Origin of the sequence: Herbaspirillum sp. 1130 (assembly GCF_017833835.1) — a bacterium.
Lineage (GTDB): Bacteria > Pseudomonadota > Gammaproteobacteria > Burkholderiales > Burkholderiaceae_D > Herbaspirillum > Herbaspirillum huttiense.
The window spans coordinates 572,719-596,045 of the sequence record NZ_JAFICQ010000002.1; the positions used below are offsets into that span (position 1 = coordinate 572,719).

The window sequence follows — 23,327 nt, forward strand, 5'->3', positions numbered from 1 at the left end:
GTCCGGCCCAGTCCTGATGGACCGTTGCATTCCGTTCCTGGCGCGATTCTTCATAAATTTGTCAGGAAATGCGAATGTTATAATCGAATGAGATTATTACTCCACACGCTATGCTAAAACTCATCGGCTCCAATGCCAGTCCGTTCGTGCGCAAGGTGCGCGTCGTGATGGCCGAAAAAAAGATCGATTACGAATTCATCCTGGAAGATGTCTGGAGTGCATCGACCACCATCCAGGAAAGCAATCCGCTGGGCAAGGTGCCCTGCCTGCTGATGGATGATGGCGGTGCCATGTTCGATTCGCGGGTGATCGTCGAATATCTCGACACCCTGACGCCGGTCGGCAAGCTGCTGCCGCCCAATGGCCGCGAGCGCGCCGAGATCAAGTGCTGGGAAGCGCTGGCCGATGGCGCCCTGGATGCGGCCGTGCTGGTGCGCCTGGAAAAGACCCTGCGTCCGACCAAGCAGCAGAGCCCGGAATGGATCAAGCGCCAGTGGAGCAAGGTGGAAGCTTCGTTGAAGGCGATGGCCGATGGCCTGGGAGAAAAGCCCTTCTGCGTGGGCAACCATTACACCCTGGCAGACGTGGCCGTGGGCTGTGCGCTGGGGTGGCTGGCGTTCCGCTTCCCGGACCTGGCCTGGCGCGAGGATTATCCGCAACTGGCACGGCTGTTCGACAAGGTGTCGGAACGGGCCAGCTTCAAGGAAACCGTACCGCATCTGTGAGGTGCAGGGCCATGGGCCCTTCGCCATCGGTCTTTCACCAAGTTTGGTGATGACGTAAAAAGCGCGCTCCGAGGAGCGCGCTTTTTGTTTGCCTTGGACTGCTTGCGATTACTCGCTGGCCGGGGACATCTGGCTTTGCAGGTAATTCTGGATACCGACCTTGTCGATCAGGTCCAGTTGGGTTTCCAGCCAGTCGATGTGTTCTTCGGTGTCGTCCAGGATCATCTGGAACAGTTCGCGCGAGACGTAATCGCCATGCTGTTCGCAGGTGGCGATGCCTTCCTTGACGGTCTTGTGGGCCGCCTGCTCCAGCTTCAGGTCACACTGCAGCATTTCCTGGGTGTTCTCGCCGATCATCAGCTTGTGCAGCGCCTGCAGGTTGGGCAAGCCGTCCAGCATCAGGATGCGGTCGATCAGCTTGTCAGCGTGCTTCATTTCGCCGATGGATTCGGCGTATTCCTTGGCACCGATCTTGTCCAGGCCCCAGTGCTTGTACATGCGGGCATGCAGGAAGTACTGGTTGATGGCCGTGAGCTCATTGGTCAGTTGAGCATTGAGCAACTTGATGACTGCGGGATCGCCTTTCATGGGGATTACCTTTAAAAATTGATGTAAGAGGAAAACCGCGTTAATTATGGGTGACTGTATAGCTGCCTGACCGCGGACCGACGGATCATAGTCCAGATGCCTGCATTGTTCAGCAAGAATTATCGGTAATCATTCTTACTTTGGTTGGCGTATGAAGGAAAAAGCAAAAAACCTCCGTCGCCAGGCGAGGGAGGTTTTCGGTTGCAGGCCCGTGCGGCAGGGCTTGCCGGGAAGTGCCGGGGTGGCACCTCCCTTGGGTTTAGCGACTGCTGAAGTTTATTTCTTGTCAGGATCCGTCACGAAACCGATCTTGGTCAGCCCACCAGACTGCGCCGCCGACATCACCTGCGCCACCTTTTCATACTGGGTGGTGCGCTCGGCGCGCAGGTGCATTTCCGGTTGCGGCTGCTTCTGGGCGGCCACGGCGATGCGGGCGCTCAGTTCGCTGCTGTCGATCTTTTCTTCATTCCAGAACACGTTGCCAGCCGCATCGATGGACAGGTTGATGCTTTCCGGCTTGACCTGGTCCGGCTGGCTGCTGGCCTTGGGCAGGTCGATCTTGACCGCATGGTTCATCACCGGGATGGTGATGATGAAGATGATCAGCAAGACCAGCATCACGTCCACCAGCGGCGTGGTGTTGATCTCGGGATTGAAATCGTCGTCCGAATCGGACAGGGAACCCATACCCATCATGCCCTCCCGACTGCGGTCAGCTTGGCCTTGCCGCCATTGGGCTGGCCGTCTTCACCGGCGGCGCGGGCACCGGTGACGAACAGGGCGTGCAGGTCGAAGCCGAACTTGTTGAGCTTGGCGATGGTGGTCTTGTTGCCGCGCACCAGGGCGTTGTAGCCGAAGGTGGCGGGAATGGCCACGGCCAGGCCCAGTGCGGTCATGATCAGGGCTTCGCCGACCGGGCCGGCGACCTTGTCGATGCTGGCCTGGCCGGTGGTGCCGATGGAGACCAGCGCGTGGTAGATGCCCCAGACGGTGCCGAACAGGCCCACGAACGGTGCGGTCGAGCCGACCGAGGCCAGCACGGCCATGCCGGTCTGCAGCTTGCCGGAGGCTTCATCGATGGCTTGGCGCAGCGACAGGGTGACCCAGTCGCTCACCGACAGTTGATCGTGCAGGTGGCCCTTGTGGGCGGTGTGGTGGCTCATGGCAGTGACACCGGCCTTGGCGACTTCGGCGAAGGGATTGTCATGGCCCAGGGTGGCCACGCCTTCGGGCAGGCTGGTGGTATCCCAGAACTGGTGACCGGCGGCGGCCGAGGCCTTGCGGAAACGCAGCAGCTGGAAGGCCTTGGTGAAGATCACGTACCAGGACGCGATCGACATGGCCAGCAACAGGACGGCGACGCCCTTGGTAACGAAATCGCCTTGGGCCCAGAGGCTTTCCAATCCGTACGGACTAACTTCCATGATGTTTCCTTCTATTTTTGGCTATCAGATGAGGGGAATGATGAAACGAAATGACTGCCTGGCCGGGCAAGACCCGGCCAGGCGAGATGCTTTGCTCAGTTCAGGCGGAAGGCCAGGCTGCCGACCGTGCTGACGGTGATGGCCTTGCCGTTCTCGATGTAAGGCTTGAAGACGGCGCGCATCACGGCGCTGCGGGCGGCATCATCCAGGCGCGAGTAGCCGGAAGACTTGGTGATCTCGACCTTTTCGGCACGGCCGCTGGTGTTGACGGTCACGCGGAATTCCACCACGCCTTCTTCACCCATGCGGCGCGAGACGCTGGGATACGTCGGGTTCGGCTTCTCGATATATTCGATGCCGGAAGTGATCTGCTTGGGCAGGACCGGGCCAGGCGGTGCGGCCGGGGCCGGCGTCGGTTCGGCAGCCACCTGCGGAGCCGGTGCGGCCGGTTGCGGCGGCTGGGGCGGCGCAGTGATGGCAGTTGGTGCCGGCGTTTCGGTGACGGGAACCGGCTTGGGCGGTGCCACCACCTTCTTGACGATCTTCACCTGCTTGGGCGGGGCCGGCTCGGCCTTGGGCGGCGCGGGCTCAGGGGCCTTCTCGGGGACGATGAAGGTGGCGATGACTTCCTTGGGAACGGCGCTGGCGACCTGGTGGACCAGGCCGCTTTGCAGCGCCCAGAAGAAGGCAATGTGCAACAGGATGATCAGGCCCAGCGGGCCGATCTTGCGTGCCTGGCGCATCAGGGCGCTGGGTGGGCTGACACTCATGAGAGACGGTGAAATGGCGTTCATTGATCTGGTTCAGGCAGCGGCCAGTGACGGATGGAATACTACCGGACGCACACCTTGCTGTGTTTGACGGGAACTGCTGAGGCATTCGCGCAGGACGTTCTTGGCGCAGGAATGGCACTTGCCGCAGCAGGTGCCCACGCCAAGCTGCTTGCGCAGCTCGGCCATGGACGACACGCCTGCATCGACCGCCTGATGGATCTTGCCTTCAGAGATGTTGTTACAAACACATACGATCATTTTACGCCTTGCTGCCTGCTTCATCAGGCTCTTGACTTGACGATGGCTAAGTTCTCGCTCCTGCAACCATGCGCGAGAAGAAGTTGAATTTTTCCTGCGGCGGCATCGTGCGTTCCACTACATGCGCCCATTGTTCCGACAGCTGCTGGCAGGTGGCCCGCAGCACCGGTGCCAGGTTGGGCAGGTCCGCCAGGGCCTTGAGGTGTCTTTCGATCACCGAGGCCAGCTTCACGCAGCTCTGCGTTTCCTGGCTGTTGTTGGCGGTGTAGTGCGACATCAGATGCAGCACGGCGGACACCAGAAGTTCAGGCTGGGCCGGTGCGTTGCTCGGTTCCACGAACGTGGACGTCATGTTCTCGTTGACCATCAAACTCTCCTCGCTGGGCTAGCTTGGCTGGCGGTGCGTCATGACGAACGACGCTGGCTGGCCTGTTTATGGATCCACCTTGTCTTGATACTGCCGGCTTACGCCGTCAGGATCAGCTTGTTCAGCTGGGTCAGACGCAATTTGTAGATGCGACCGCCGTGATCAATCTCAAGCTCGCGCATCTGACGGAACAGGTCCGTACTCTTGATGCGGGTGATCGGCGTTCCGTTGGCGGTCGTGCCCGGCTTGTTGCGACGGTCCATGCTGTTGTCGTTCAGTTGGCTCATTACAATCACCTCCTATTAAATGCGAACAATTCTTATTTAGATTATTTGCGATTTGCGGCGGGATTGCAAGCCCTTTTATCGGTGTGATTGATAATTTTTATCATTTAGGGTCGTACAGGAAACACTTCCAGCCTATCAAGGCTTTCAACCTTGCCCAAAAGAAAATGCCCCGGCGCGAAGATCGCGCGCGGGGCATCCGATAGTTGCCTCTATGAAAGCTTAATCCGGCAGGGCTCCGCTTTCGATGATGCCGCCCCCCAGGCAGACGTCGCCGTCATAGAGCACTGCCGACTGGCCCGGCGTGACCGCCCATTGCGGGGTGTCGAAGGCCAGCGAGAAGCTGCTGCCGGCATCGGCAAAACCACAGGGAACATCCGCCTGGCGATAGCGCGTCTTGGCCGACAAGGCCGGCAGTTGCGGCGCATGGCCTGCCACCCAGCTGATCTGTCCGGCCGAGAGGGTCGGCGAGAGCAGCCAGGGGTGGTCATGCCCTTGGACGATGTAGAGGGTGTTGTTTTCCACGTCCTTGCGGGCCACGTACCAGGCATCGCCATGGCCATCGGCATTCTGGTGCGCCTTCAGGCCACCGATGCCGATCCCCTTGCGCTGGCCCAGGGTATAGAAGGACAGGCCCACGTGCTCGCCCACGGTCTGGCCGTCGGCGGTCTTGATGGGGCCGGGCTTGTAGGAAAGGTAGCGGTTCAGGAATTCACGGAAAGGACGCTCGCCGATGAAGCAGATGCCGGTCGAGTCCTTCTTCTTCGCGTTTGGCAGTTGCAGCTGCTCGGCGATCTTGCGCACTTCGGTCTTGTGGATCTCGCCCAGGGGGAACACCGTGCGCGAGAGCTGCTCCTGGTTGAGGCGATGCAGGAAATAGCTCTGGTCCTTGCTGGCGTCGAGCGCCTTGAGCAACTGGAAGTCGCCCTGCGGCCCCTGGCGCACGCGCGCGTAGTGACCGGTCGCGATCAGGTCGGCACCCAGCTTCATGGCGTGGTCGAGGAAGGCCTTGAACTTGATCTCGGCATTGCACAGCACGTCAGGATTGGGCGTGCGCCCGGCCTGGTATTCACGCAGGAATTCGGCGAAGACGCGATCCTTGTATTCGGAAGCAAAATTCACTGCCTCGATATCCACCCCGACCACATCGGCCACGCTGACCGCGTCGATCCAGTCTTCCCGGGTGGAACAGTATTCAGAATCGTCGTCGTCTTCCCAATTCTTCATGAACAGGCCGATGACCTCATAGCCTTGCTCCTTCAGCAGCCATGCCGAAACCGACGAATCCACGCCGCCCGACATGCCGATGACTACTCTTTTCTTGCTCATGTTGTTTCCGTTCAATGCGGCCCTCGTAAAGAGGTCCGCCAAGTGATGCGCCCGCCTCAGCCGGGCAGGGCGCCGATGGCGCTGGGATCCGTATGCACCAGTTCCAGCGGTGCGCGCTGGCCGGCCAGGTAATCGTCCACGCAACGCAACACCAATGGGCTGCGATGCCGTTCGGCGCAGGCGGCCAGTTCGTCGCGTGTCATCCAGACGGCGCGCACGATACCCTCGTCCAGCGGCCGGTCCAGGGCTTCGCCGACCGTTCCCGCAAAGGCAAAGCGCAGGTAGGTGACCGACAGGCCGCCGCGCGAGGACGAGACGTTGCGTGAAAGATAAGTCCCCACCAGCGCCGTCGGTGTGAAGACATGCGCCGATTCTTCCAGTGCCTCGCGTACGGCGGCCTCGATCAGGGACTCGCCCGGTTCCAGGTGGCCGGCCGGCTGGTTGATGCGCAGTCCGCCGGCGCTGTGCTCTTCCACCATCAGGAAGCGGCCGTCGCGCTCGATGATGGCGGCTACGGTGACAGAGGGTTTCCAGACTTCAGACATTGATGACCTCGTGAATCCGCCATTTTACCCTGTCAGGGCCGACTCTTCAGCGCGCGAGCCGCCACGGCGAGGGATCGCCGGGCTTTCTTGCCTGCCCGCCAATTTCTTGCCGGACAAGGCGAGTCGTGTAAGATTGGGCCAAGAATCCACAAAAAAAGGAGTCAGGAATGAGGATAGCGATCCCCGCCGAAAGCCGGGACGGAGAAACCCGTGTCGCCGCCACCCCCGAAACCGTCAAGAAACTGGTGGCGGCCCGGCACGAAGTGATGGTTGAGTCCGGCGCCGGGGTCAAATCCAGCATTCCTGACGAGGCCTATGTGGCCGTCGGCGCCAGCATCGGCAGTGCCGAAGCGGTCTATACCGCCGAGATCCTGCTCAAGGTGCGCCCCCCCAATGAGGCCGAACGCGCTCGCCTGCAACCGGGTACCGTGGTCATCGGCATGTTGAACCCCTTCGATGCCGACAACATCGCCGCCATGGCCGCCGCCGGCCTGACCGCCTTCGGCCTCGAAGCCGCGCCCCGCACCACCCGTGCGCAGTCGCTGGACGTGCTGTCCTCGCAGGCCAACATCGCCGGCTACAAGGCCGTGCTGATGGCCGCCAATACCTATCAACGCTTCATGCCCATGCTGATGACCGCCGCCGGTACCGTCAAGGCCGCGCGCATGCTCATCATGGGGGCCGGCGTGGCCGGCCTGCAGGCCATTGCTACCGCCAAGCGGCTGGGGGCGGTGATCGAGGCCTCCGACGTGCGTCCGGCGGTCAAGGAGCAGATCGAATCGCTGGGGGCCAAATTCCTGGACGTGCCCTTCCTGACCGAGGAAGAAAAGGAAATCGCCCAGGGTGTGGGCGGCTATGCACGTCCCATGCCGCCGGACTGGATGAAGCGCCAGGCCGAGCTGGTCCACGAACGCGCCAAACAGGCCGACATCATCATCACCACCGCCCTGATCCCCGGCCGCAAGGCTCCGGTGCTGATCAGCGAGGAGACCGTCAAGGCCATGAAGCCCGGTTCGGTGATCCTGGACATGGCGGTCGACCAGGGCGGCAACTGTCCTTTGTCGGAACCCGGCAAGACCGTCATCAAGCACGGCGTGCACATCATCGGCGAAGGCAACCTGGCGGCCCTGGTGGCGGCCGATGCCTCGGCCCTGTACGCGCGCAACGTGCTGGACTTCCTCAAACTGATCATCGATGCCGAAGGCAAGCTGGTCATCAACAAGGAAGACGATATCGTCGCGGCCACGCTGCTCTGCCAGGGTGGCGAGATCCTGCGCAAATGAATCTGCCGGCCCGGGTCGGCAGAAAACCCGGGCGTTTTCAGTCCCCCTCACGCCCATCACTTTTGAAACAAGAAGGAAGAAGTACATGCAACGCATCATGCTGCGCGCGAAGATCCATCGCGCCTCGGTCACCCAGTGCGACCTGAACTATGAAGGTTCCTGCGGGATCGACGAAGACCTGCTGGAAGCCGCTGACATCCGCGAGTTCGAGAAGATCGAACTCTACAACGTCAACAACGGTGAACGTTTCTCCACCTACGCCATTCGCGGCAAGCGTGGCAGCGGCGAGATCTCGTTGAACGGCGCGGCGGCCCGCCTGGCGCACCTGGGCGACCTGCTCATCATCTGTACCTATGCCCCGATGAGCGATGAAGAAGTCGCCAGCTACAAGCCCAAGGTGGTCTTCGTGGACGACAAGAACCGCATCACCAGCCTCAAGGCGATCTGACCCTCGACAAGAACCATGCGGCCCGTTTCACCAGCGGGCTGCCTCACAAGGAGGAACACCATGGAAGTCAGCCACACCATCATCAACCTGATCATCTTCGTGCTGGCCATCTACGTTGGCTACCACGTGGTCTGGACGGTGACCCCGGCCTTGCACACGCCCCTGATGGCGGTGACCAATGCCATCTCGGCCATCATCATCATCGGTGCCATGCTGGCCGCGGGCCTCACCGAAGGCACGGTCGGCCGCATTGCCGGCACGCTGGCCGTGGCGCTGGCGGCGGTGAACGTGTTCGGCGGCTTCATGGTGACCCAGCGCATGCTGGAAATGTTCAAGAAGAAAGAGCCCAAGGCCAAGTCGGGAGAACGAGCATGAGCATGAACCTGGTGACCCTGCTGTACCTGATCGCATCGATCTGTTTCATCCAGGCCCTGAAGGGTCTCTCGCACCCGGCCACGGCGCGTCGCGGCAACAGCTTCGGCATCGCCGGCATGGTCATCGCCGTGCTGACCACGCTGGCGCTGATCGTCAAGATCAAGGGGGAGGGATCCGATCCTTCCGGTGACATCGGCTACCTGCTGGTGGCGGGCGGCGTGATCGTCGGTGGCGGCATCGGCGCTTATCTGGCGCGCAGCGTCGAGATGACCAAGATGCCCGAACTGGTGGCGGCGATGCACTCGCTCATTGGTCTGGCGGCGGTCTGTATCGCGGTGGCGGCGGTGGCCGAGCCGTGGGCGCTGGGCATTTCGGCGCACGGGCAACTGATTCCGGTGGGCAACCGGGTGGAACTGTTCATCGGTACCTTCGTGGGGGCCATCACCTTCTCGGGTTCGGTGATCGCCTTCGGCAAGCTCTCGGGCAAGTACAAGTTCCGCCTGTTCCAGGGTGCGCCGGTCAACTTCGCCGGCCAGCATTTCCTGAACCTGCTGCTGGCGGTGGCCATGATCGGTTTCGGCATCATCTTCGTGCTGACGCAAAACTGGCTGCCCTTCATCATCATGGCCGCCATCGCCTTTGCGCTGGGCGTGCTCATCATCATCCCGATTGGCGGGGCGGACATGCCGGTGGTGGTCTCGATGCTCAACAGCTATTCCGGCTGGGCGGCGGCGGGCATCGGTTTTTCGCTGAACAACTCCATGCTCATCATCGCGGGTTCGCTGGTCGGTTCGTCCGGTGCGATCCTCTCCTACATCATGTGCAAGGCGATGAACCGGTCCTTCTTCAACGTGATCCTGGGCGGCTTTGGCGGTGAAGCGGCGGCCGCCGGTGGCGGGGCGCAGCAGCAGCGCAACGTCAAGTCGGGATCGGCCGATGATGCGGCGTTCCTGATGGGAAATGCAGAAACCGTCATCATCGTGCCGGGTTACGGGCTTGCCGTCGCACGCGCGCAGCACGCACTGAAGGAACTGACCGAAAAGCTGACCCACAACGGCGTGACCGTGAAATACGCGATCCACCCGGTGGCCGGCCGCATGCCGGGCCACATGAACGTGCTGTTGGCCGAAGCCGAAGTGCCCTATGACCAGGTGTTCGAGATGGAAGACATCAACAGCGAATTCGCCCAGGCCGATGTGGTGCTGGTACTGGGGGCCAATGACGTGGTCAACCCGGCGGCCAAGGATCCCAAGTCGCCCATTGCCGGCATGCCGATCCTGGAAGCCTACAAGGCCAAGACCGTGATCGTGAACAAGCGCTCCATGGCAGCGGGTTATGCAGGTCTGGACAATGAGCTGTTCTACATGGACAAGACCATGATGGTCTTTGGCGATGCCAAGAAGGTCATCGAAGATATGGTCAAGGCGGTGGACTGATCTTCCCCGGCCTCAATGAAAAAACGGGTTGCGCAGTGATGCGCAACCCGTTTTGTCTTGGATCCGTGCAGTCGGAAGGTGCTGCTTACTTGGTCCCGAAAATGCGGTCTCCCGCATCGCCCAGCCCAGGCACGATGTAGGCATCCTCATCCAGGTGGGAATCCAGGGAAGCGACGTAAAGCTTCACATCCGGATGCGCATCAGCGAACACCTGCACGCCTTCCGGTGCCGCGACCAGGGCCACGAAGACGATATGCGAAGCCGGCACGCCGCGCTTCTTCAGGGCATCCACCGCATAGACGGCCGAATTGCCGGTGGCAACCATGGGGTCGCACAGGATCATGATGCGGTCCTGCAGGTCCGGCAGGCGCACCAGGTATTCCACCGGCAGGTGATTCTCGTCGCGATAGACGCCGATATGGCCCACGCGCGCCGAGGGGATCAGTTCCAGCAGGCCATCGCTCATGCCCACGCCCGCACGCAGCACCGGCACCACGGCCAGCTTCTTGCCGGCGATTACCGGCGCTTCATAGGTCACCAGCGGGGTTTCGATGGGCTCGGTGGTCAGCGGCAGGTCGCGCGTGATTTCGTAACCCATCAGCAGCGTGATCTCGCGCAGCAGGTCGCGGAAGGTGCGGGTGGAGGTGCGCTTGTCGCGCATGTGCGACAGCTTGTGCTGGATCAGCGGATGGTCGAGGATGAAGAGGTTCTTGAAGCGCGGGTCTTGTTTCATGGCAAATGCGTATCTGCTGGGTGGAGCGGCGGGTGCCGCAAGTCAGCATTGTCGCATTTCCTGACCGCCTGCGCGACGCCGGGACGTCGCGCAACTGCAGCATTGTTCACCTCATCGGCGACCGAACATCATCTGTTCGGCCAGCAAGCCGCGTGCTGCCGGCAGCAGGTCGATCGCGCCCAGCGACAGGCCCAGCGCCGCCTGCAGGGGCGAACCCTGGGGCGAGCCGGCAAAGATGCGCGCCATCAGGTCGGTCAGGCGAATGGTCAGGCCGCGATCCTGCCCGCGCTGGCGCTCGAAGGCCTGCAAGGCTTCGGGAGAGACCTCGCGCGCCAGCACATCGGCCAGCACGCGGGCGTCGCGCAAGCCCAGGTTCAGGCCCTGGCCGGCGACCGGATGCAGGGTTTGTGCAGCGTTGCCGATGGCCACCACGCGCCGGCTCTGGCCGGGGCGGGCGTTCAAGCCCAGCGGGAAGGCGTGGCGTACGCTGATGCGGGTGAATCGGCCCACCCGCTCGCCGAAGGTGCGCTGCAGGGACGCGAGGAAGGCGGCATCGTCCAGTGCCAGCAATGCTTCGCCGGTGGCAGGACGTACGCACCACACCAGCGCATAGCCATCATCCTGCGGCAGCAGGGCCAGCGGGCCTTCATCGGTGAAGCGTTCAAAGGCGCGATGGGCGATCACGCCATCGGCCTGTACGTGCGCGATGATGCCCAGTTGCTGGTAGTCGCGCTGCAGGCTTTTTTGCTGCTGTTCTCCGAAGACGCCACCCTCGGCCTGGATCACCAGTTGCGCTCGCAGTACGCGTCCATCCTTGAGGGTGACGGCGACGTGGTCTTCTTCTTCCGTGATCTCCTGTGCTTCGGCGGGGCGCATCTGGGTCAGTCCCAGCGGTGCGATGGCCGAGGCAAGGGCGCGGTTGACCTCGCCATAGCGCGCCACGTAGCCCAGCGCGGGCAAGTGGTAATCCTTGCGGTCCAGCAGGGTGCGGCCGAAGTGGCCACGGCGCGAGACGTGGATCCGTTCGATGGCGGTGGCACTGCGGCCGATGTCGTCCCAGGCAGCCAGTTCATCGAGGATCTGGCGGCTGCCGTAGGAAAGGGCAATGGTGCGCGGGTCAGCGGCGGCTTGTTCAGGAGACTTCATGTCCACCAGAGCGATGCGCGCGGCGGACAACTGGCGGCGCGCCAAGAGGCCGGCCACGCTCTGGCCGACCGGGCCACCGCCGCAGATGATGAGGTCGAAATCGACGGATTCCATGATGCCGGGAAATGCCTTCTGCAGAAGATTCAGGAAGGCCTCATTGTAGCGGAGCCGCGCCGGCCGGGCTTGATCCGGCGCATGCGCGGCCCTGGGGAGACGGGCGCTTAAGCCTGGCGCATCAGCGCTTCAATGTCATCGACCTTGGTGGGCACGCCCGTGGTCAGCAATTCGCAGCCGGAGGGGGTGACGTGCGCATCATCCTCGATGCGGATGCCGATGTTCCAGAACTGCTCCGGCACGCCCTCGCCCGGACGCACGTAGATGCCCGGTTCGATGGTCAGCACCATGCCCGGCTGCAGCGTGCGCCAGGGCTTGCTGCCATCGGCGGTGGCGGGATCGCGATAGTCGCCCACGTCATGCACATCCATGCCCAGCCAGTGGCCGGTGCGATGCATGTAGAACTGGCGATAGTCGCCTTTTTCGATCACGTCTTCCAGCGAGCCGACCTTGGATTTGTCCAGCAAGCCGGTATCGAGCATGCCCTGCGCCAGCACGCGCACGGCGGCGTCATGGCCATCCATGAAACGTTTGCCGGGTGCGGTCTCGGCGATGGCGGCGGCTTGCGCGGCCAGCACGATCTCGTAGAGCGCCTTCTGCGGCCCGCTGAACTTGCCATTGGCCGGGAAGGTGCGGGTGATGTCGGCGGCGTAGCTGTCCAGTTCGCAGCCGGCGTCGATCAGGACCAGGTCGCCGTCCTTGATTTCGGCGTCGCCCGCGCGATAGTGCAGCACGCAGCTGTTGGCGCCGGTGGCGACGATGGAGCCATAGGCCGGATACTGCGAACCGTTGCGGCGGAATTCGTGCAGCAGTTCGGCTTCCAGGTGATATTCGCGCAGGCCGGGGCGGCAGATGCGCATGGCGCGGCAATGTGCTTCGGCGGAAATGATGCCGGCGCGCTTCATCACGTCGATCTCGTAGGCGTCCTTGAAGAGGCGCATGTCATCGAGCAGCACGCTCACATCGACCACCGCGCCGGGCGCGGACACGCCGCTGCGCGCCAGTGCGCGTACGCCCTGCAGCCAGCGCTGCAACTGGGCATCGCGCTGGTCGTCCTGGCCGAGCGCGTAGTAGACGGCGCGGGCGTCGGAGAGCAGGGCGGGCATGTTCTTGTCCAGCTCCTCGATCGGATGGGCTGCATCGAGCGCGAAGAGCTGCTGCGCGGCCTGCGGGCCGTGGCGGTAGCCGTCCCAGATTTCGCGTTCCAGGTTCTTGTCGCGGCAGAACAGGATGCTGCGGTTTTCCTTGCCGGCCACCAGTACGAGTACGGCTTCGGGCTCGGTGAAGCCGGTCAGGTAGTAGAAGTAGCTGTCGTGGCGATACGGATAATCGGCATCCCGATTGCGCATCACCTCGGGCGCGGTCGGGATGATGGCCACGCCGCCCCCGGCTTGTTGCAGGCTGGCCAGGAGGCGCGCGCGGCGGGCGGCGAAGGGGGTGGCGTCGAAGCTCATGGTCGGGTTCCTTGCGGTGGCAGGTTCAGTGCTTCCAGTTGATCGATGGTGCCGACGTTGTGCCAGTCGCCGCGATACACATCGCCGCCGATGCGGCCCTGGTCGGCGTACTGGCGCAGCAGCGGCCCCAGTTTGGCGTGGCTGCCGGGCGCGATGCCGTCGAACATTTCCGGGCGATACACGCCGATGTTGGCAAAGGTCAGCTTGGGCTGGCCCTCGTTGGCGATGGCGAAGTTGTTGAGCGCAAAGTCGCCCTCGGGATGGAAGGGCGGGTTCTTGACCAGGAACAGCCAGGCCAGGTCACGCTTGTCTTGCGGCAGCGGATTGCCCCACGGGTCCTCGTCTTCCAGCACGGTCAGCAGTTCGCTGTAGTCGAAGTGCGGGCACCAGATGTCGCCGGAGACCGCTATGAAAGGTTCTTCACCCAGCAGGTGGCGGGCCTGGGCGATACCGCCTGCCGTTTCCAGCGCGGTCTTTTCGGGTGAATAAAAGAGCTTTGCGCCATAACGGCTGCCGTCACCGAGGGTGTCTTCGATCATCTGGCCCAGGTGGGCGTGATTGATGACGATCTCGGTGATGCCGGCGCGTACCAGCGAGAGGATCTGCCAGACGATCAGCGGGCGGCCGCGTACTTTCAGGAGCGGCTTGGGGCAGGTATCGGTCAGCGGACGCATGCGCTCGCCGCGGCCGGCTGCGAAGATCATGGCTTTCATGCAGGGCGCCTCAGAAGGTGTAGCCGAACTTGGGCGCGTGTTCCTGTTCGAGCTTCTCGATCAGGCGCACCAGCGGCGTGAAGGCCACGTAGCGGCGCGCGGTCTTGAGGGTGTATTCCATGACCAGCGGGATGTCCTTCAGGTAGCCATCTTTGCCGTCGCGATGCCACAGGCGCGCGAAGATCCCCAGCACCTTCAGGTGGCGCTGCAGGCCCATCCATTCGAAGTCGCGGTAGAAGGTATCGATGTCCGGCGTGACCGGCAGGCCGGCGCGGCGCGCCTTTTCCCAGTAGCGGATGGCCCAGTCCAGCACCATTTCCTCATCCCACTGGATGTAGGCATCGCGCAGCAGCGAGACCAGGTCGTAGGTGATGGGACCGTAGACCGCATCCTGGAAGTCCAGGATGCCCGGGTTGCCCTTGGGCAGCACCATCAGGTTGCGCGAGTGATAGTCGCGGTGCACGTAGACCTGGGGCTGGGCCAGGTTGTTGGCCAGGATGGCGTCGAAGGTCTTGTCCAGCACTGCGTTCTGCTCGTCGGTGAGGGTCACCCCCAGGTGCTTGCCGATATACCACTCGCGGAACAGTTCCAGCTCGCGCAGCAGCAGCGGGCGGTCGTATTCGGGCAGGGCCTCGGGCTTGCTTTGCGCTTGTAAAAGTACCAGGGCCTCGATCGCATCCATGTATAGTGCGTGCGCGCTGTCGGCCGAGAGCTGCGACAAGTAGGTCGTGGAACCCAGGTCCGAGAGCAGCAGGAAGCCGCGCTCGGTATCCTGCGCCAGTACCTTCGGCACGGTCACCCCGGTCTCGCCGAAGAGGCCGGCGACCTTCACGAAGGGACGGACGTCCTCCTGCGGCGGCGGGGCATCCATCACGATGGCACTGCCGCCGTCGGGTGTGTCCACCCGGAAATAACGGCGGAAGCTGGCGTCGGCCGAGGCCGGGCGCAGGGTGGAGGACAGCACCGGGGTATCGGCCAGGGTGGCCAGCCAGGCTTGCAATTCGGACAGGCGGAGATCGGGGGTGGAACCAGGTGAAGACATGAACTATCTGAGGAAATCGTTTGACGAGGTTGAGTTCCCATATAATAAGGGATTAAACCCAAAAAATCCGCCTGCACGGTATCTAGCCTCTCTTTTCATGATCCGGTTTTCCAAGTCTTTCACTGAACGTACTGTCAACTGGCGGCTGGCGCGTCTGTTCTCTTCGGCAATGGTAGTGGCTTCTGCCTCGGCCCTGCTGCCGCTGTCGGTGCACGCCCAGATGAGCATGCCCACCGCTGCGCCTGCCACGCCGCCCGCACAGGACCAGGACGCCCCGGTCAATGTCAGCGCCGAGCAGATGACCGGCCGTCCCGACCGCCAGGTCAACCTGGACCGCGACGTGGAGCTGGTCAAGGCAGCGACCACCATCAAGTCCGACAAGGCCGAATACCGCATCATCCAGGATGAAGTCGAGGCCACCGGCCACGTCTGGATGCAGCGCCTGCAGGACCAGTACACCGGCGACTACGCCGAGATGAACATGGGCACCGGCGCTGGCTACGTGACCAATCCGACTTACCTGATCGGCAAGAACGGCGGGCGCGGCAAGGCCGAGCGCATCGACTTCCTGGCGGACGACCAGGCCAAGGTGACGCAGGGGACCTACAGCACCTGCGAAGCACCGGATCCCGACTGGTATCTGCGCGCCAACACCATGGACCTCGACAGCGGTCGCGATATTGGCACCATGCATGGCGGGCTGCTGTATTTCAAGGATGTACCGATTCTGGGTTCGCCCTGGATGACGTTCCCGCTGTCGGGGGAGCGCAAGTCGGGCGTGCTGCCGCCCACCATCGGCATGACCAGTACCGGTGGTGCCGAGATCTCGGTGCCTTACTACTTCAACCTGGCACCCAACTATGACCTGACGCTGGTGCCGAAGTACATCGCGCGCCGCGGGCTGCAGATGGGGGCGGAAACCCGATACATTGGCGACACCTATAGCGGTGTCACCAACGTGGAAGGCATCCAGGATCAGGTCACCGGAACCGGCCGCTATTCGCTGTCCTCGATCCACAATCAGACCTTGGCACCCGGCCTGCAGCTGGCCTGGAACCTGAACAAGGCCTCCGACGACGACTATCCGTCGGACTTCGCGCACTCAATCACGGGCAGTACGCAGCGCCTGCTGCCGCGTAACGTCAGCCTCAGCTACGCCAGCACCTACTGGAGCGTGACCGGACTGGTGTCAAAGTACCAGCTGCTGCAGGACGTCAACGCGCCGATCGGCAAGCCCTACGACCGGGTGCCGCAGATCACTTTCACGGGTAACCGCTACGACATCGGCGGATTCGACTTCAGTACCACCGCCGATTTCACCCGCTTCTCCAGCGGCGACCTGATCGGCGGCGACCGCGCCTACGTCACGCAAGCGGTGTCGTATCCCATCATCCGCCCGGGCTATTTCATCACGCCCAAGGTGATCCTGGATGCGACCAGCTACAACCTGAACAATGTCTCGGCGGGTCAGCCGACCAATCTGACGCGTACGGTGCCGACGGTATCGCTGGACTCCGGCCTGATCTTCGAGCGAGACGCCAACCTGTTCGGCCGCAGCGTGACCCAAACGCTGGAACCGCGCCTGTTCTACGTCCGTACCCCTTACCGCGACCAGTCGCAGTATCCGGTGTTCGATTCCGGCCTGGCCGACTTCAACTTCGCCCAGATCTTCACCGAGAACCGCTTCGTCGGCCACGACCGCATCAGCGACGCCAACCAGCTGACCGCCGCCGTCACCTCGCGCCTGATCGAGGAAAACGGCCTGGAGCGCCTGCGCGCGGCCATCGGCCAACGCTACTACTTTGCCGATCCCAAGGTCGGCATCAGCGGCACCACCACCACCACGCTGGGCAGCAAATCCGATCTGTTGCTGGCCTTGGGGGGGCAGATCACCCGCGAGTTCTCCACCGACAACACCGTGCAGTACAGCGAGACCCTGCGCCAGATGGTGCGTTCCACCTTCGGCATCCGCTGGCAGCCGGCCCCCAAGCGCGTGCTGAACCTGCAATACCGCCTGGACCGTACCTACATCAACCCCTACACCGGCGTGCTCGATCCGCTCAAGCAGATCGACGTGTCCGGCCAGTGGCCGATTACCCAGCGCATCTACGCCGTCGGCCGCATGAACTATTCGATTCCGGACCGCACCGTGGCCGAAGGCCTGGCCGGCTTCGAGTACAAGGCCGACTGCTGGGTCTTCCGGGTGGTGGCGCAACGCATCCCGACCTCGTCCACCAAGGCATCGACGGGCTTCTTCATTCAGCTCGAACTCAATGGCCTCTCCAAGATCGGGTCCAACCCGCTGGATGCCATCAAGAGCAGCGTGCCCGGTTACCAGAACGTGAACCTGCCGGATACCATGCCCGGCAACAACTTCTAACCTTTTTCGAACCAACGATTAGTCCATGCGTAATATGCGTACACCACTCCTCGCAACAACCAAAACAGTGACCGCGCTGCTGTGCATGCTGGGCGTGATCAGCAATGCGCATGCGCAGTTCGCGACCACCATCATCCCGGTAACCCCGCCGGAAACCACCAGCAGCGCGCCGTCGGCACCAGCCAAGGGCTCGCCCAAGGCCGCCGTCAAGCCCGCCGCCAGCAAGCCGGCCGCCCCTGCGGCGGTGCCCGCTGCCCCCGCACCGGCGGCAGCCAGCGCGCGCAATGAGCCGCGCCCGGTGGATTCCATCCTGGTGGTGGTCAACAATGAGGTCATCACCCGCCAGGAAGTCGCCGAGCGCCTGGCCAGCGTCGAGAAGCGCATGGCCGCACAGAACGTGCAGCTGCCCCCGCGCCAGCAACTGGTGCGCCAGCTGGTCGAGCGCATGATCGTCGAACGTGCCCAGGCGCAAATGGCCAAGGAAAACGGCATCGTGGTCGACGATGCCATGCTGGACCGCGCCATGCAGCGCATCGCCGAGCAGAACAAGCTGTCCATGCCGGAATTCCGCAGCCGCCTGGAGGCCGAGGGCATGAACTACGCCAGCTTCCGCGAAGAGATTCGCCGCGAAATCCTGAGCCAGCGCCTGCGCGAGCGTGAAGTGGACAACAAGGTGGTGGTCACCGAGTCCGAGATCGACAACTACCTCGCCGCCGAAGCCAATGCCGGCGGCCAGCGTCAGGAACTGGACATCGCCCAGATCCTGATCCGCGTGCCGGAAAACGCCAGCCCCGAACAGCTGGCCGCCCGCCGTGAACGTGCCGAAGACGTGCTGCGCCAGTTGAAGACAGGTGCCGATTTCGCCAAGACCGCTGCCGCTTACTCCGATTCGTCGGATGCCCTGTCCGGCGGCGACCTTGGCTGGCGTCCGGCGGACCGCCTGCCGCAACTGTTCCTGGATGGCGTGGCCAAGCTGCAGGATGGCCAGGTCAGCGGCCTGCTCAAGAGCGGCAACGGCTTCCACATCCTCAAGCTGGTCGGCCGCCGCGCCGCCGGGGGCACCCAGGCAGCCGCCCCCGCCGTGCAGCAGACCCACGTGCGCCACATCCTGATCAAGGTCAACCAGGTCGTCACCGCGGCCGAAGCCAAGCGCAAGCTGACCGAACTGAAGGAGCGCCTGGACCACGGTTCGGCTACCTTCGAGGAACTGGCCAAGCTGTACTCCAATGACCTGTCCGCCTCCAAGGGCGGCGACCTCGGCTGGATTTATCCGGGCGATACCGTGCCCGAGTTCGAGCGCGCCATGGACCAGTTGAAGCCGGGCGAAGTCAGCCAGCCCATCGAAACCCCGTTCGGCTATCACCTGATCCAGGTGGTCGAGCGCAAGACCGACGATGCCTCCAAGGAGCGCACCCGCCAGGCCGCGCGCCAGGCCATCCGTGAGCGCAAGATCGAGGAAGCCACCGAGGACTGGATGCGCCAGATCCGCGACCGCGCCTACGTCGAGTATCGCAACGACGATTGATCGCCGCACCGGCAGGGGCAGCCAGCGGGCTGTCCCCATGCGTGCAAGAGAGGCCGGCCTTGTCGCCGGCCCTTGCCTTTTTGAAGCCCGTTTTTTCCCATACAGGCCATGAGTGACACCGCCATGAACCGACCCATCCTCGCGCTGACCTGCGGCGAACCGGCAGGCATCGGTCCGGAAATTTCCCTGCGTGCCGCCTGGGAGTTGCGCCACGAAGCGCGCTGCATCCTGCTGGGTGACGCCGCCTTGCTGGCACAGACGGCCTATGAGATCGATCCGCAGATGCGGGTTGCGGCGCTCTCCATCCAGGCCTGGCGCAACAGCGGCCTGCCCGATTTTCCGGTCGATTGCCTCACCGTCATCGATTGCCCGGTGGCCGAACCGGTGCGTGCCGGCGTGCTGGATGCGCGCAATGGTCGCGCCGTGTTGCAGACGCTGGACCTGGCCGTGCAGGGCGCGCTCTCCGGCGCCTTCGCCGCCATCGTCACCGCGCCGCTGCAGAAGAGCACCATCAACGATGCCGGCGTGGCCTTCACCGGCCATACCGAATACCTGGCCGAAGTCACCGGCACGCCGCAAGTCGTGATGATGCTGGCCGGCGGCGATGCGCCGCACCTGCGCGTCGCCTTGGCCACCACGCACCTGGCCTTGAAGGATGTGCCGTCCGCGATCACCGGCGAGAGCCTGGCACGCACGCTCGACATTCTGCAAGCAGACCTGCGCGACAAGTTCGGCATCGCCCATCCGCGCATCCTGGTCACGGGCCTGAACCCGCATGCCGGCGAGAACGGCTATCTGGGCCGCGAAGAAATCGAGGTCATCACGCCCGCCCTGGAAGCGGCCCGTGCGCGCGGCATCGATGCCCGGGGACCGTATCCCGCCGACACGCTGTTCCAGCCCAAGTACCTGGAAGAGGCCGACTGCGTCCTGGCCATGTATCACGACCAAGGCCTGCCGGTCCTGAAATTCGCCAGCTTCGGCCATGGCATCAACATCACCCTCGGCCTGCCCCTGATCCGCACCTCGGTCGATCACGGCACTGCCCTGGACCTGGCCGCCGCCGGCCTCGGCCACGCCGACCATGGCAGCCTGTGCGTAGCCATCCGTGCCGCTGCCGACATGGCGCGCCGCCGGGCCGCCGCCTGATATTGCAAGAACCCACTGGAACCACCATGAAACACATCCCGCGCAAACGCTTCGGCCAGAACTTCCTCACCGATGACGTGGTGCTGCACGACATCATCCGCTCCATCGCGCCCGCCGCCGACGATGCCATGGTCGAGATCGGCCCGGGCCTGGCGGCCATGACTGCGCTGCTGCTGGAAGAGTTGCGCCACCTGCACGTGGTGGAACTGGACCGCGACCTGGTCGAGCGCCTCAAGAAACGGTTCAGCGCCGAGCGCCTGACCGTGCATTCAGCGGACGCCCTCAAGTTCGACTTCGCCAGCATCCCGGTGCCGGAAGGCCGCAAGCTGCGCGTGGTCGGCAACCTGCCCTACAACATTTCCAGCCCCTTGCTGTTCCACCTGGCCGAGATCGCCCCGCAGGTGCAGGACCAGCATTTCATGCTGCAGAAGGAAGTGGTCGAACGCATGGTCGCCGAACCGGGCGGCAAGGCCTATGGCCGCCTGTCGGTGATGCTGCAGTGGCGCTATCACATGGAGTTGCTGTTCGTGGTGCCGCCGACCGCCTTCGATCCGCCGCCGCAGGTGGATTCGGCCATCGTGCGCATGATCCCGCTGGCGCAGCCCATGGCCTGCGAGCAGGCCTTGCTGGAGCAGGTGGTCACCAAGGCCTTCTCACAGCGCCGCAAGGTGATTCGCAACTGCGTGGCGGGCCTTTTCACGGAAGACGAATTGCGCCAGGCCGGCGTCGATCCGCAGGCGCGTCCGGAAGCGGTGCCGGTGGACCAGTTCGTGGCCCTGGCCAACCTGCTGGCCGCGCGCCAGGCCTGAGGCCCGTACTGGGCGTGCAATGCGGCTGTTGCACTTTATTACAGCCGCGGCGCCACCCGTAAGAACTGTAACGAAGTTTCATATTCCGTAGTTTCAAGCTGAACCTGTCTTATATTGGAATCGTGCCGCGACAGATCGCGGACTTCTTTGACAGGAGCCAATCATGGCCAGCAAAAAAATCGCATCGGTATTGATCGCCACCACTCTTCTGGCTTCGGCCGCCGTCGTCAGCACGCCTGCGATGGCGCATGACCGGGGCGGCAACGGCGTGGCGATTGCTGCCGGTATCATCGGTGCCGTCGCCATCGGATCACTGATCGCCAACTCGCAGCCGGCACCGGTCTATCAGGCCCCGCCGCAGCAGGTTTACTATGAGGCCCCGCAGCCGGTGTATTACCAGCCGCCGCAGCAGGTAGTCTACGAGCAGCCGCGCTACTACGCCCCGCCGCCGCCGCGTCCGGTGCGTTACGTGGAACGGACCGAGGTACGTACCTATCGTTACGACGACCGTCCGGACTACTACTCCTACTACGGCCGCTGATCACGGCCGATGAGCAGGGCGGAGGACCACGGTCCTTCGGCAGGACATCCGGGCGCAAGCCATCTTGAGGAAAACGGGCAACCTTGTCGGGTTGCCCGTTTTTTGTCGTGGGGCGCGGAAAAGCGGTGGTGGGCAAGCAAAGCGTCAGTAAAACGCTACATAATGACGAGCCGATTGGCATTTTGTCAGCATAATGAGGTTGATCGTTTCGTCAGAATGACGAAACAGCGCGCATTGCCAACCAGCAAGGAGATGCCCCCACGATGATGGCCCCCATCGCCGCCGATGACATCCGGACCGCCCTAGACGCCGGCCACCTCTGGCCGGCGCTGCAGCCGCTGGTGCATCTGCGCAGCGGCCGCATTGCCGGTTTCGAAATGCTGGCGCGCTGGACCTGTCCGCAGCGCGGCGTGGTCTCCCCCATCGATTTCATCGACATCGCCGAACGTGGCGGCGTACTGGATGTCCTGCTGCTCAAGTTGCTCGACACGGTGGCCGCCACCCTGCGCCACTGGCCCCCGGAGCTGCGCCTGGCGATCAACCTGTCGCCCTGCCAGTTCCTCGACGGCAGCCTGCTGGATCGTCTGGCCGCCGTGATGCATCAGCATGGCCTGCCCATGTCGCGCCTGCAGCTGGAGATCACCGAGACCGTGCTGGTGCAAGACCACGAGCGCACCTTGCAGACCATCCTGGCCGCACGCCAGGCCGGGGCCAGCCTGTCGCTGGATGATTTCGGCACCGGCTATTCCAGCCTGACGCGCCTGCAGTCCTATCCCTTCGACGAGATCAAGATCGACGCCAGTTTCGTACGCACCATGGACCAGAACCCGGACAGCTTCCGCATCGTGCTGGCGGTCGCGGGCCTGGGCCAGAGTCTCAAGATGCACGTGGTCGCCGAAGGCATCGAGACTGAACACCACGCCCATCTCCTCAAGCGCATGGGCTGCGAATTCGGGCAAGGCTTCCATCTCGGCCGTCCTGCTCCGCTGGCCGATGCGGCACGGCTGATCGGCGAGCGCGGCGTGTGGTCGCGCCTCAGCGCCGGGATCGATACCTCGCCCTTCCAGCGCTGGCACCAGCTCGATTCGCTCTATCGCAGCGCGCCGGTTGGCCTGTGCTTCCTCGATCCCTTGCTGCGCGTGGTCAGCGCCAATGCCATGATGATCGACCTGCTCGGTGGCTATGCCGGCACCGAGCTGGAGGGCAGCCCGGTCATCGACCTGCTGAACCGCAGCGAACATCGCCCGCTGTTGCAGATGGTGGCCGAGGTGGTCGACGGTGCGTCTCCTGCCGCCACGGAATTCTTCAATTCGCGCACCGGCCGCACCTCGTTGCTGGCCTTCCAGGTGGTGCGCAGCGACCTGGGTGAATTGTTGGGCATCTCCGGCTCGGCGGTGGACATCACGGCGCGCGTGTCCGCCGAGCGTACCGTGCGCGACAGTGAAGAACATTTCCATCGGGCCATCGACCTCAGTCCCAACATCCCTTGGGCCGCCGATGCGCAAGGCGTGATCGACTACATTGGCCCGACCTTCGAATGGCAGCCCGAGCTGACTACCGCCCAGCGCCACCAGCAGTGGCTGGCGCGCATGCCCGAGGAAGACCGCTTGCGGGTGCGTCAGGAATGGCTGGCCAACCTGCCCACGGGGCGCCCCTTCCGCACCGAATTCCGCGTGCTCTGGCCGGACGGCCAATGGCGTTGGATGCGCAGCCGTGCCTCGCCCCACAGCGACAGCGAGGGCCGCATCGTGCGCTGGTACGGACTGATCGTCGACATCAGTACGGAGCGCCGCTTGCAGTACCGGATCAGCGCGCTGGAAGAGCAGATCCACCGTCTGCGCGGGACCGATCAGGACTGAGTGGTCGCGATGCTGCGGACTTGCATGGCG

At 63.4% G+C, this 23,327-nt stretch carries 25 protein-coding genes; 11 read left to right on the plus strand and 14 right to left on the minus strand.

Features of this window, described 5'->3' with window-relative positions:
• Positions 1 to 110 precede the first annotated feature (110 nt).
• Positions 111 to 725: a glutathione S-transferase N-terminal domain-containing protein gene (locus JOD78_RS11415; RefSeq protein ID WP_034332019.1), complete on the plus strand. Its 615-nt coding sequence runs from the start codon at positions 111 to 113 to the stop codon at positions 723 to 725.
• A gap of 108 nt (positions 726 to 833) precedes the next feature.
• Here JOD78_RS11415 and bfr read toward each other — a convergent pair whose 3' ends face one another.
• From bfr to JOD78_RS11460, 9 genes are all read right to left on the minus strand, one after another.
• Positions 834 to 1,313: a bacterioferritin gene (bfr, locus tag JOD78_RS11420; RefSeq protein WP_008325625.1), complete on the minus strand. Its 480-nt coding sequence runs from the start codon at positions 1,311 to 1,313 to the stop codon at positions 834 to 836.
• Positions 1,314 to 1,589: 276 nt separating this feature from the next.
• Positions 1,590 to 2,006: a biopolymer transporter ExbD gene (locus JOD78_RS11425; RefSeq protein WP_034332017.1), complete on the minus strand. Its 417-nt coding sequence runs from the start codon at positions 2,004 to 2,006 to the stop codon at positions 1,590 to 1,592.
• Complete coding sequence (locus tag JOD78_RS11430) at positions 2,006 to 2,737, minus strand: MotA/TolQ/ExbB proton channel family protein (protein WP_039786252.1); 732 nt, start codon at positions 2,735 to 2,737, stop codon at positions 2,006 to 2,008. The genes JOD78_RS11425 and JOD78_RS11430 overlap by 1 nt, the downstream gene beginning before the upstream one ends.
• 95 nt (positions 2,738 to 2,832) lie before the next feature.
• Positions 2,833 to 3,531 (minus strand): energy transducer TonB, encoded by a 699-nt coding sequence (locus JOD78_RS11435; RefSeq protein ID WP_121043053.1) that lies wholly within the window; start codon positions 3,529 to 3,531, stop codon positions 2,833 to 2,835.
• Positions 3,532 to 3,540: 9 nt separating this feature from the next.
• Positions 3,541 to 3,768 (minus strand): (2Fe-2S)-binding protein, encoded by a 228-nt coding sequence (locus tag JOD78_RS11440; protein WP_034332014.1) that lies wholly within the window; start codon positions 3,766 to 3,768, stop codon positions 3,541 to 3,543.
• Between the two features lie 46 nt (positions 3,769 to 3,814).
• On the minus strand, positions 3,815 to 4,135 hold the full coding sequence (locus JOD78_RS11445) for a hypothetical protein (RefSeq protein WP_088754613.1): 321 nt from the start codon (positions 4,133 to 4,135) through the stop codon (positions 3,815 to 3,817).
• A gap of 98 nt (positions 4,136 to 4,233) precedes the next feature.
• The gene (locus JOD78_RS11450) at positions 4,234 to 4,422 is read right to left on the minus strand and encodes a hemin uptake protein HemP (RefSeq protein ID WP_008325641.1); all 189 of its coding nucleotides are present in this window, start codon (positions 4,420 to 4,422) and stop codon (positions 4,234 to 4,236) included.
• A gap of 219 nt (positions 4,423 to 4,641) precedes the next feature.
• Entirely contained in the window at positions 4,642 to 5,748 is a 1,107-nt protein-coding gene (mnmA, locus tag JOD78_RS11455; protein ID WP_039785924.1) for a tRNA 2-thiouridine(34) synthase MnmA, read from the minus strand.
• A gap of 56 nt (positions 5,749 to 5,804) precedes the next feature.
• Positions 5,805 to 6,293: an NUDIX hydrolase gene (locus tag JOD78_RS11460; protein ID WP_039785925.1), complete on the minus strand. Its 489-nt coding sequence runs from the start codon at positions 6,291 to 6,293 to the stop codon at positions 5,805 to 5,807.
• Between the two features lie 167 nt (positions 6,294 to 6,460).
• Here JOD78_RS11460 and JOD78_RS11465 point away from each other — a divergent pair, with 167 nt between their 5' ends.
• The 4 genes from JOD78_RS11465 (at position 6,461) to JOD78_RS11480 (ending at position 9,835) form a co-directional block, all read left to right on the plus strand.
• The gene (locus JOD78_RS11465) at positions 6,461 to 7,576 is read left to right on the plus strand and encodes a Re/Si-specific NAD(P)(+) transhydrogenase subunit alpha (RefSeq protein WP_209568030.1); all 1,116 of its coding nucleotides are present in this window, start codon (positions 6,461 to 6,463) and stop codon (positions 7,574 to 7,576) included.
• An 85-nt stretch (positions 7,577 to 7,661) separates the two neighbouring features.
• Complete coding sequence (panD, locus tag JOD78_RS11470) at positions 7,662 to 8,024, plus strand: aspartate 1-decarboxylase (protein WP_008325650.1); 363 nt, start codon at positions 7,662 to 7,664, stop codon at positions 8,022 to 8,024.
• A 60-nt stretch (positions 8,025 to 8,084) separates the two neighbouring features.
• Complete coding sequence (locus tag JOD78_RS11475; RefSeq protein ID WP_034335569.1) at positions 8,085 to 8,399, plus strand: NAD(P) transhydrogenase subunit alpha; 315 nt, start codon at positions 8,085 to 8,087, stop codon at positions 8,397 to 8,399.
• On the plus strand, positions 8,396 to 9,835 hold the full coding sequence (locus tag JOD78_RS11480) for an NAD(P)(+) transhydrogenase (Re/Si-specific) subunit beta (RefSeq protein WP_209568028.1): 1,440 nt from the start codon (positions 8,396 to 8,398) through the stop codon (positions 9,833 to 9,835). The genes JOD78_RS11475 and JOD78_RS11480 overlap by 4 nt, the downstream gene beginning before the upstream one ends.
• A gap of 85 nt (positions 9,836 to 9,920) precedes the next feature.
• On the opposite strand, the gene upp is transcribed toward JOD78_RS11480, so the two are convergent.
• From upp to JOD78_RS11505, 5 genes are all read right to left on the minus strand, one after another.
• On the minus strand, positions 9,921 to 10,568 hold the full coding sequence (gene upp, locus JOD78_RS11485) for a uracil phosphoribosyltransferase (protein ID WP_209568026.1): 648 nt from the start codon (positions 10,566 to 10,568) through the stop codon (positions 9,921 to 9,923).
• A 111-nt stretch (positions 10,569 to 10,679) separates the two neighbouring features.
• Entirely contained in the window at positions 10,680 to 11,828 is a 1,149-nt protein-coding gene (locus tag JOD78_RS11490) for an FAD-dependent monooxygenase (RefSeq protein ID WP_209568024.1), read from the minus strand.
• Positions 11,829 to 11,935: 107 nt separating this feature from the next.
• On the minus strand, positions 11,936 to 13,282 hold the full coding sequence (gene pepP, locus JOD78_RS11495; RefSeq protein WP_121037713.1) for a Xaa-Pro aminopeptidase: 1,347 nt from the start codon (positions 13,280 to 13,282) through the stop codon (positions 11,936 to 11,938).
• On the minus strand, positions 13,279 to 13,995 hold the full coding sequence (gene murU / locus JOD78_RS11500) for an N-acetylmuramate alpha-1-phosphate uridylyltransferase MurU (protein ID WP_204726049.1): 717 nt from the start codon (positions 13,993 to 13,995) through the stop codon (positions 13,279 to 13,281). Before murU ends, pepP begins: the two co-directional genes overlap by 4 nt.
• 10 nt (positions 13,996 to 14,005) lie before the next feature.
• Positions 14,006 to 15,037, minus strand: coding sequence for a phosphotransferase (locus JOD78_RS11505; protein WP_088754622.1), 1,032 nt, complete (start codon positions 15,035 to 15,037; stop codon positions 14,006 to 14,008).
• 97 nt (positions 15,038 to 15,134) lie between these two features.
• Between JOD78_RS11505 and JOD78_RS11510 the strand changes: the two genes are divergently transcribed.
• The 6 genes from JOD78_RS11510 to JOD78_RS11535 all read left to right on the plus strand — a co-directional run bounded on the left by JOD78_RS11510 (position 15,135) and on the right by JOD78_RS11535 (position 23,297).
• Positions 15,135 to 17,417, plus strand: a complete 2,283-nt coding sequence (locus JOD78_RS11510; protein ID WP_134135449.1) for an LPS-assembly protein LptD — start codon at positions 15,135 to 15,137, stop codon at positions 17,415 to 17,417.
• A 25-nt stretch (positions 17,418 to 17,442) separates the two neighbouring features.
• A complete protein-coding gene (locus JOD78_RS11515) occupies positions 17,443 to 18,942 on the plus strand; it encodes a peptidylprolyl isomerase (protein WP_121037705.1) in 1,500 nt (499 codons plus the stop codon).
• Positions 18,943 to 19,065: 123 nt separating this feature from the next.
• Entirely contained in the window at positions 19,066 to 20,088 is a 1,023-nt protein-coding gene (gene pdxA / locus JOD78_RS11520; protein ID WP_121037703.1) for a 4-hydroxythreonine-4-phosphate dehydrogenase PdxA, read from the plus strand.
• Between the two features lie 26 nt (positions 20,089 to 20,114).
• On the plus strand, positions 20,115 to 20,897 hold the full coding sequence (gene rsmA / locus JOD78_RS11525; RefSeq protein WP_121037700.1) for a 16S rRNA (adenine(1518)-N(6)/adenine(1519)-N(6))-dimethyltransferase RsmA: 783 nt from the start codon (positions 20,115 to 20,117) through the stop codon (positions 20,895 to 20,897).
• A 163-nt stretch (positions 20,898 to 21,060) separates the two neighbouring features.
• On the plus strand, positions 21,061 to 21,438 hold the full coding sequence (locus tag JOD78_RS11530; RefSeq protein WP_034335597.1) for a hypothetical protein: 378 nt from the start codon (positions 21,061 to 21,063) through the stop codon (positions 21,436 to 21,438).
• A 263-nt stretch (positions 21,439 to 21,701) separates the two neighbouring features.
• Positions 21,702 to 23,297, plus strand: coding sequence for an EAL domain-containing protein (locus JOD78_RS11535; RefSeq protein ID WP_209568022.1), 1,596 nt, complete (start codon positions 21,702 to 21,704; stop codon positions 23,295 to 23,297).
• Positions 23,298 to 23,327: the final 30 nt, after the last annotated feature.

Bases quoted from the DNA above. Each gene is read 5' to 3' on its own strand.
- JOD78_RS11505 (WP_088754622.1), bottom strand. From the start codon at position 15,037: ATGTCTTCACCTGGTTCCACCCCCGATCTCCGCCTGTCCGAATTGCAA.
- rsmA (WP_121037700.1), top strand. From the start codon at position 20,115: ATGAAACACATCCCGCGCAAACGCTTCGGCCAGAACTTCCTCACCGAT.
- JOD78_RS11475 (WP_034335569.1), top strand. From the start codon at position 8,085: ATGGAAGTCAGCCACACCATCATCAACCTGATCATCTTCGTGCTGGCC.
- mnmA (WP_039785924.1), bottom strand. From the start codon at position 5,748: ATGAGCAAGAAAAGAGTAGTCATCGGCATGTCGGGCGGCGTGGATTCG.
- JOD78_RS11440 (WP_034332014.1), bottom strand. From the start codon at position 3,768: ATGATCGTATGTGTTTGTAACAACATCTCTGAAGGCAAGATCCATCAG.
- JOD78_RS11480 (WP_209568028.1), top strand. From the start codon at position 8,396: ATGAGCATGAACCTGGTGACCCTGCTGTACCTGATCGCATCGATCTGT.
- JOD78_RS11535 (WP_209568022.1), top strand. From the start codon at position 21,702: ATGATGGCCCCCATCGCCGCCGATGACATCCGGACCGCCCTAGACGCC.
- pepP (WP_121037713.1), bottom strand. From the start codon at position 13,282: ATGAGCTTCGACGCCACCCCCTTCGCCGCCCGCCGCGCGCGCCTCCTG.
- JOD78_RS11450 (WP_008325641.1), bottom strand. From the start codon at position 4,422: ATGAGCCAACTGAACGACAACAGCATGGACCGTCGCAACAAGCCGGGC.
- JOD78_RS11435 (WP_121043053.1), bottom strand. From the start codon at position 3,531: ATGAACGCCATTTCACCGTCTCTCATGAGTGTCAGCCCACCCAGCGCC.
- panD (WP_008325650.1), top strand. From the start codon at position 7,662: ATGCAACGCATCATGCTGCGCGCGAAGATCCATCGCGCCTCGGTCACC.
- murU (WP_204726049.1), bottom strand. From the start codon at position 13,995: ATGAAAGCCATGATCTTCGCAGCCGGCCGCGGCGAGCGCATGCGTCCG.
- upp (WP_209568026.1), bottom strand. From the start codon at position 10,568: ATGAAACAAGACCCGCGCTTCAAGAACCTCTTCATCCTCGACCATCCG.
- JOD78_RS11415 (WP_034332019.1), top strand. From the start codon at position 111: ATGCTAAAACTCATCGGCTCCAATGCCAGTCCGTTCGTGCGCAAGGTG.
- JOD78_RS11465 (WP_209568030.1), top strand. From the start codon at position 6,461: ATGAGGATAGCGATCCCCGCCGAAAGCCGGGACGGAGAAACCCGTGTC.
- JOD78_RS11430 (WP_039786252.1), bottom strand. From the start codon at position 2,737: ATGGAAGTTAGTCCGTACGGATTGGAAAGCCTCTGGGCCCAAGGCGAT.
- bfr (WP_008325625.1), bottom strand. From the start codon at position 1,313: ATGAAAGGCGATCCCGCAGTCATCAAGTTGCTCAATGCTCAACTGACC.
- JOD78_RS11490 (WP_209568024.1), bottom strand. From the start codon at position 11,828: ATGGAATCCGTCGATTTCGACCTCATCATCTGCGGCGGTGGCCCGGTC.
- JOD78_RS11445 (WP_088754613.1), bottom strand. From the start codon at position 4,135: ATGGTCAACGAGAACATGACGTCCACGTTCGTGGAACCGAGCAACGCA.
- JOD78_RS11530 (WP_034335597.1), top strand. From the start codon at position 21,061: ATGGCCAGCAAAAAAATCGCATCGGTATTGATCGCCACCACTCTTCTG.
- JOD78_RS11460 (WP_039785925.1), bottom strand. From the start codon at position 6,293: ATGTCTGAAGTCTGGAAACCCTCTGTCACCGTAGCCGCCATCATCGAG.
- JOD78_RS11510 (WP_134135449.1), top strand. From the start codon at position 15,135: ATGATCCGGTTTTCCAAGTCTTTCACTGAACGTACTGTCAACTGGCGG.
- JOD78_RS11425 (WP_034332017.1), bottom strand. From the start codon at position 2,006: ATGGGTATGGGTTCCCTGTCCGATTCGGACGACGATTTCAATCCCGAG.
- JOD78_RS11515 (WP_121037705.1), top strand. From the start codon at position 17,443: ATGCGTAATATGCGTACACCACTCCTCGCAACAACCAAAACAGTGACC.
- pdxA (WP_121037703.1), top strand. From the start codon at position 19,066: ATGAACCGACCCATCCTCGCGCTGACCTGCGGCGAACCGGCAGGCATC.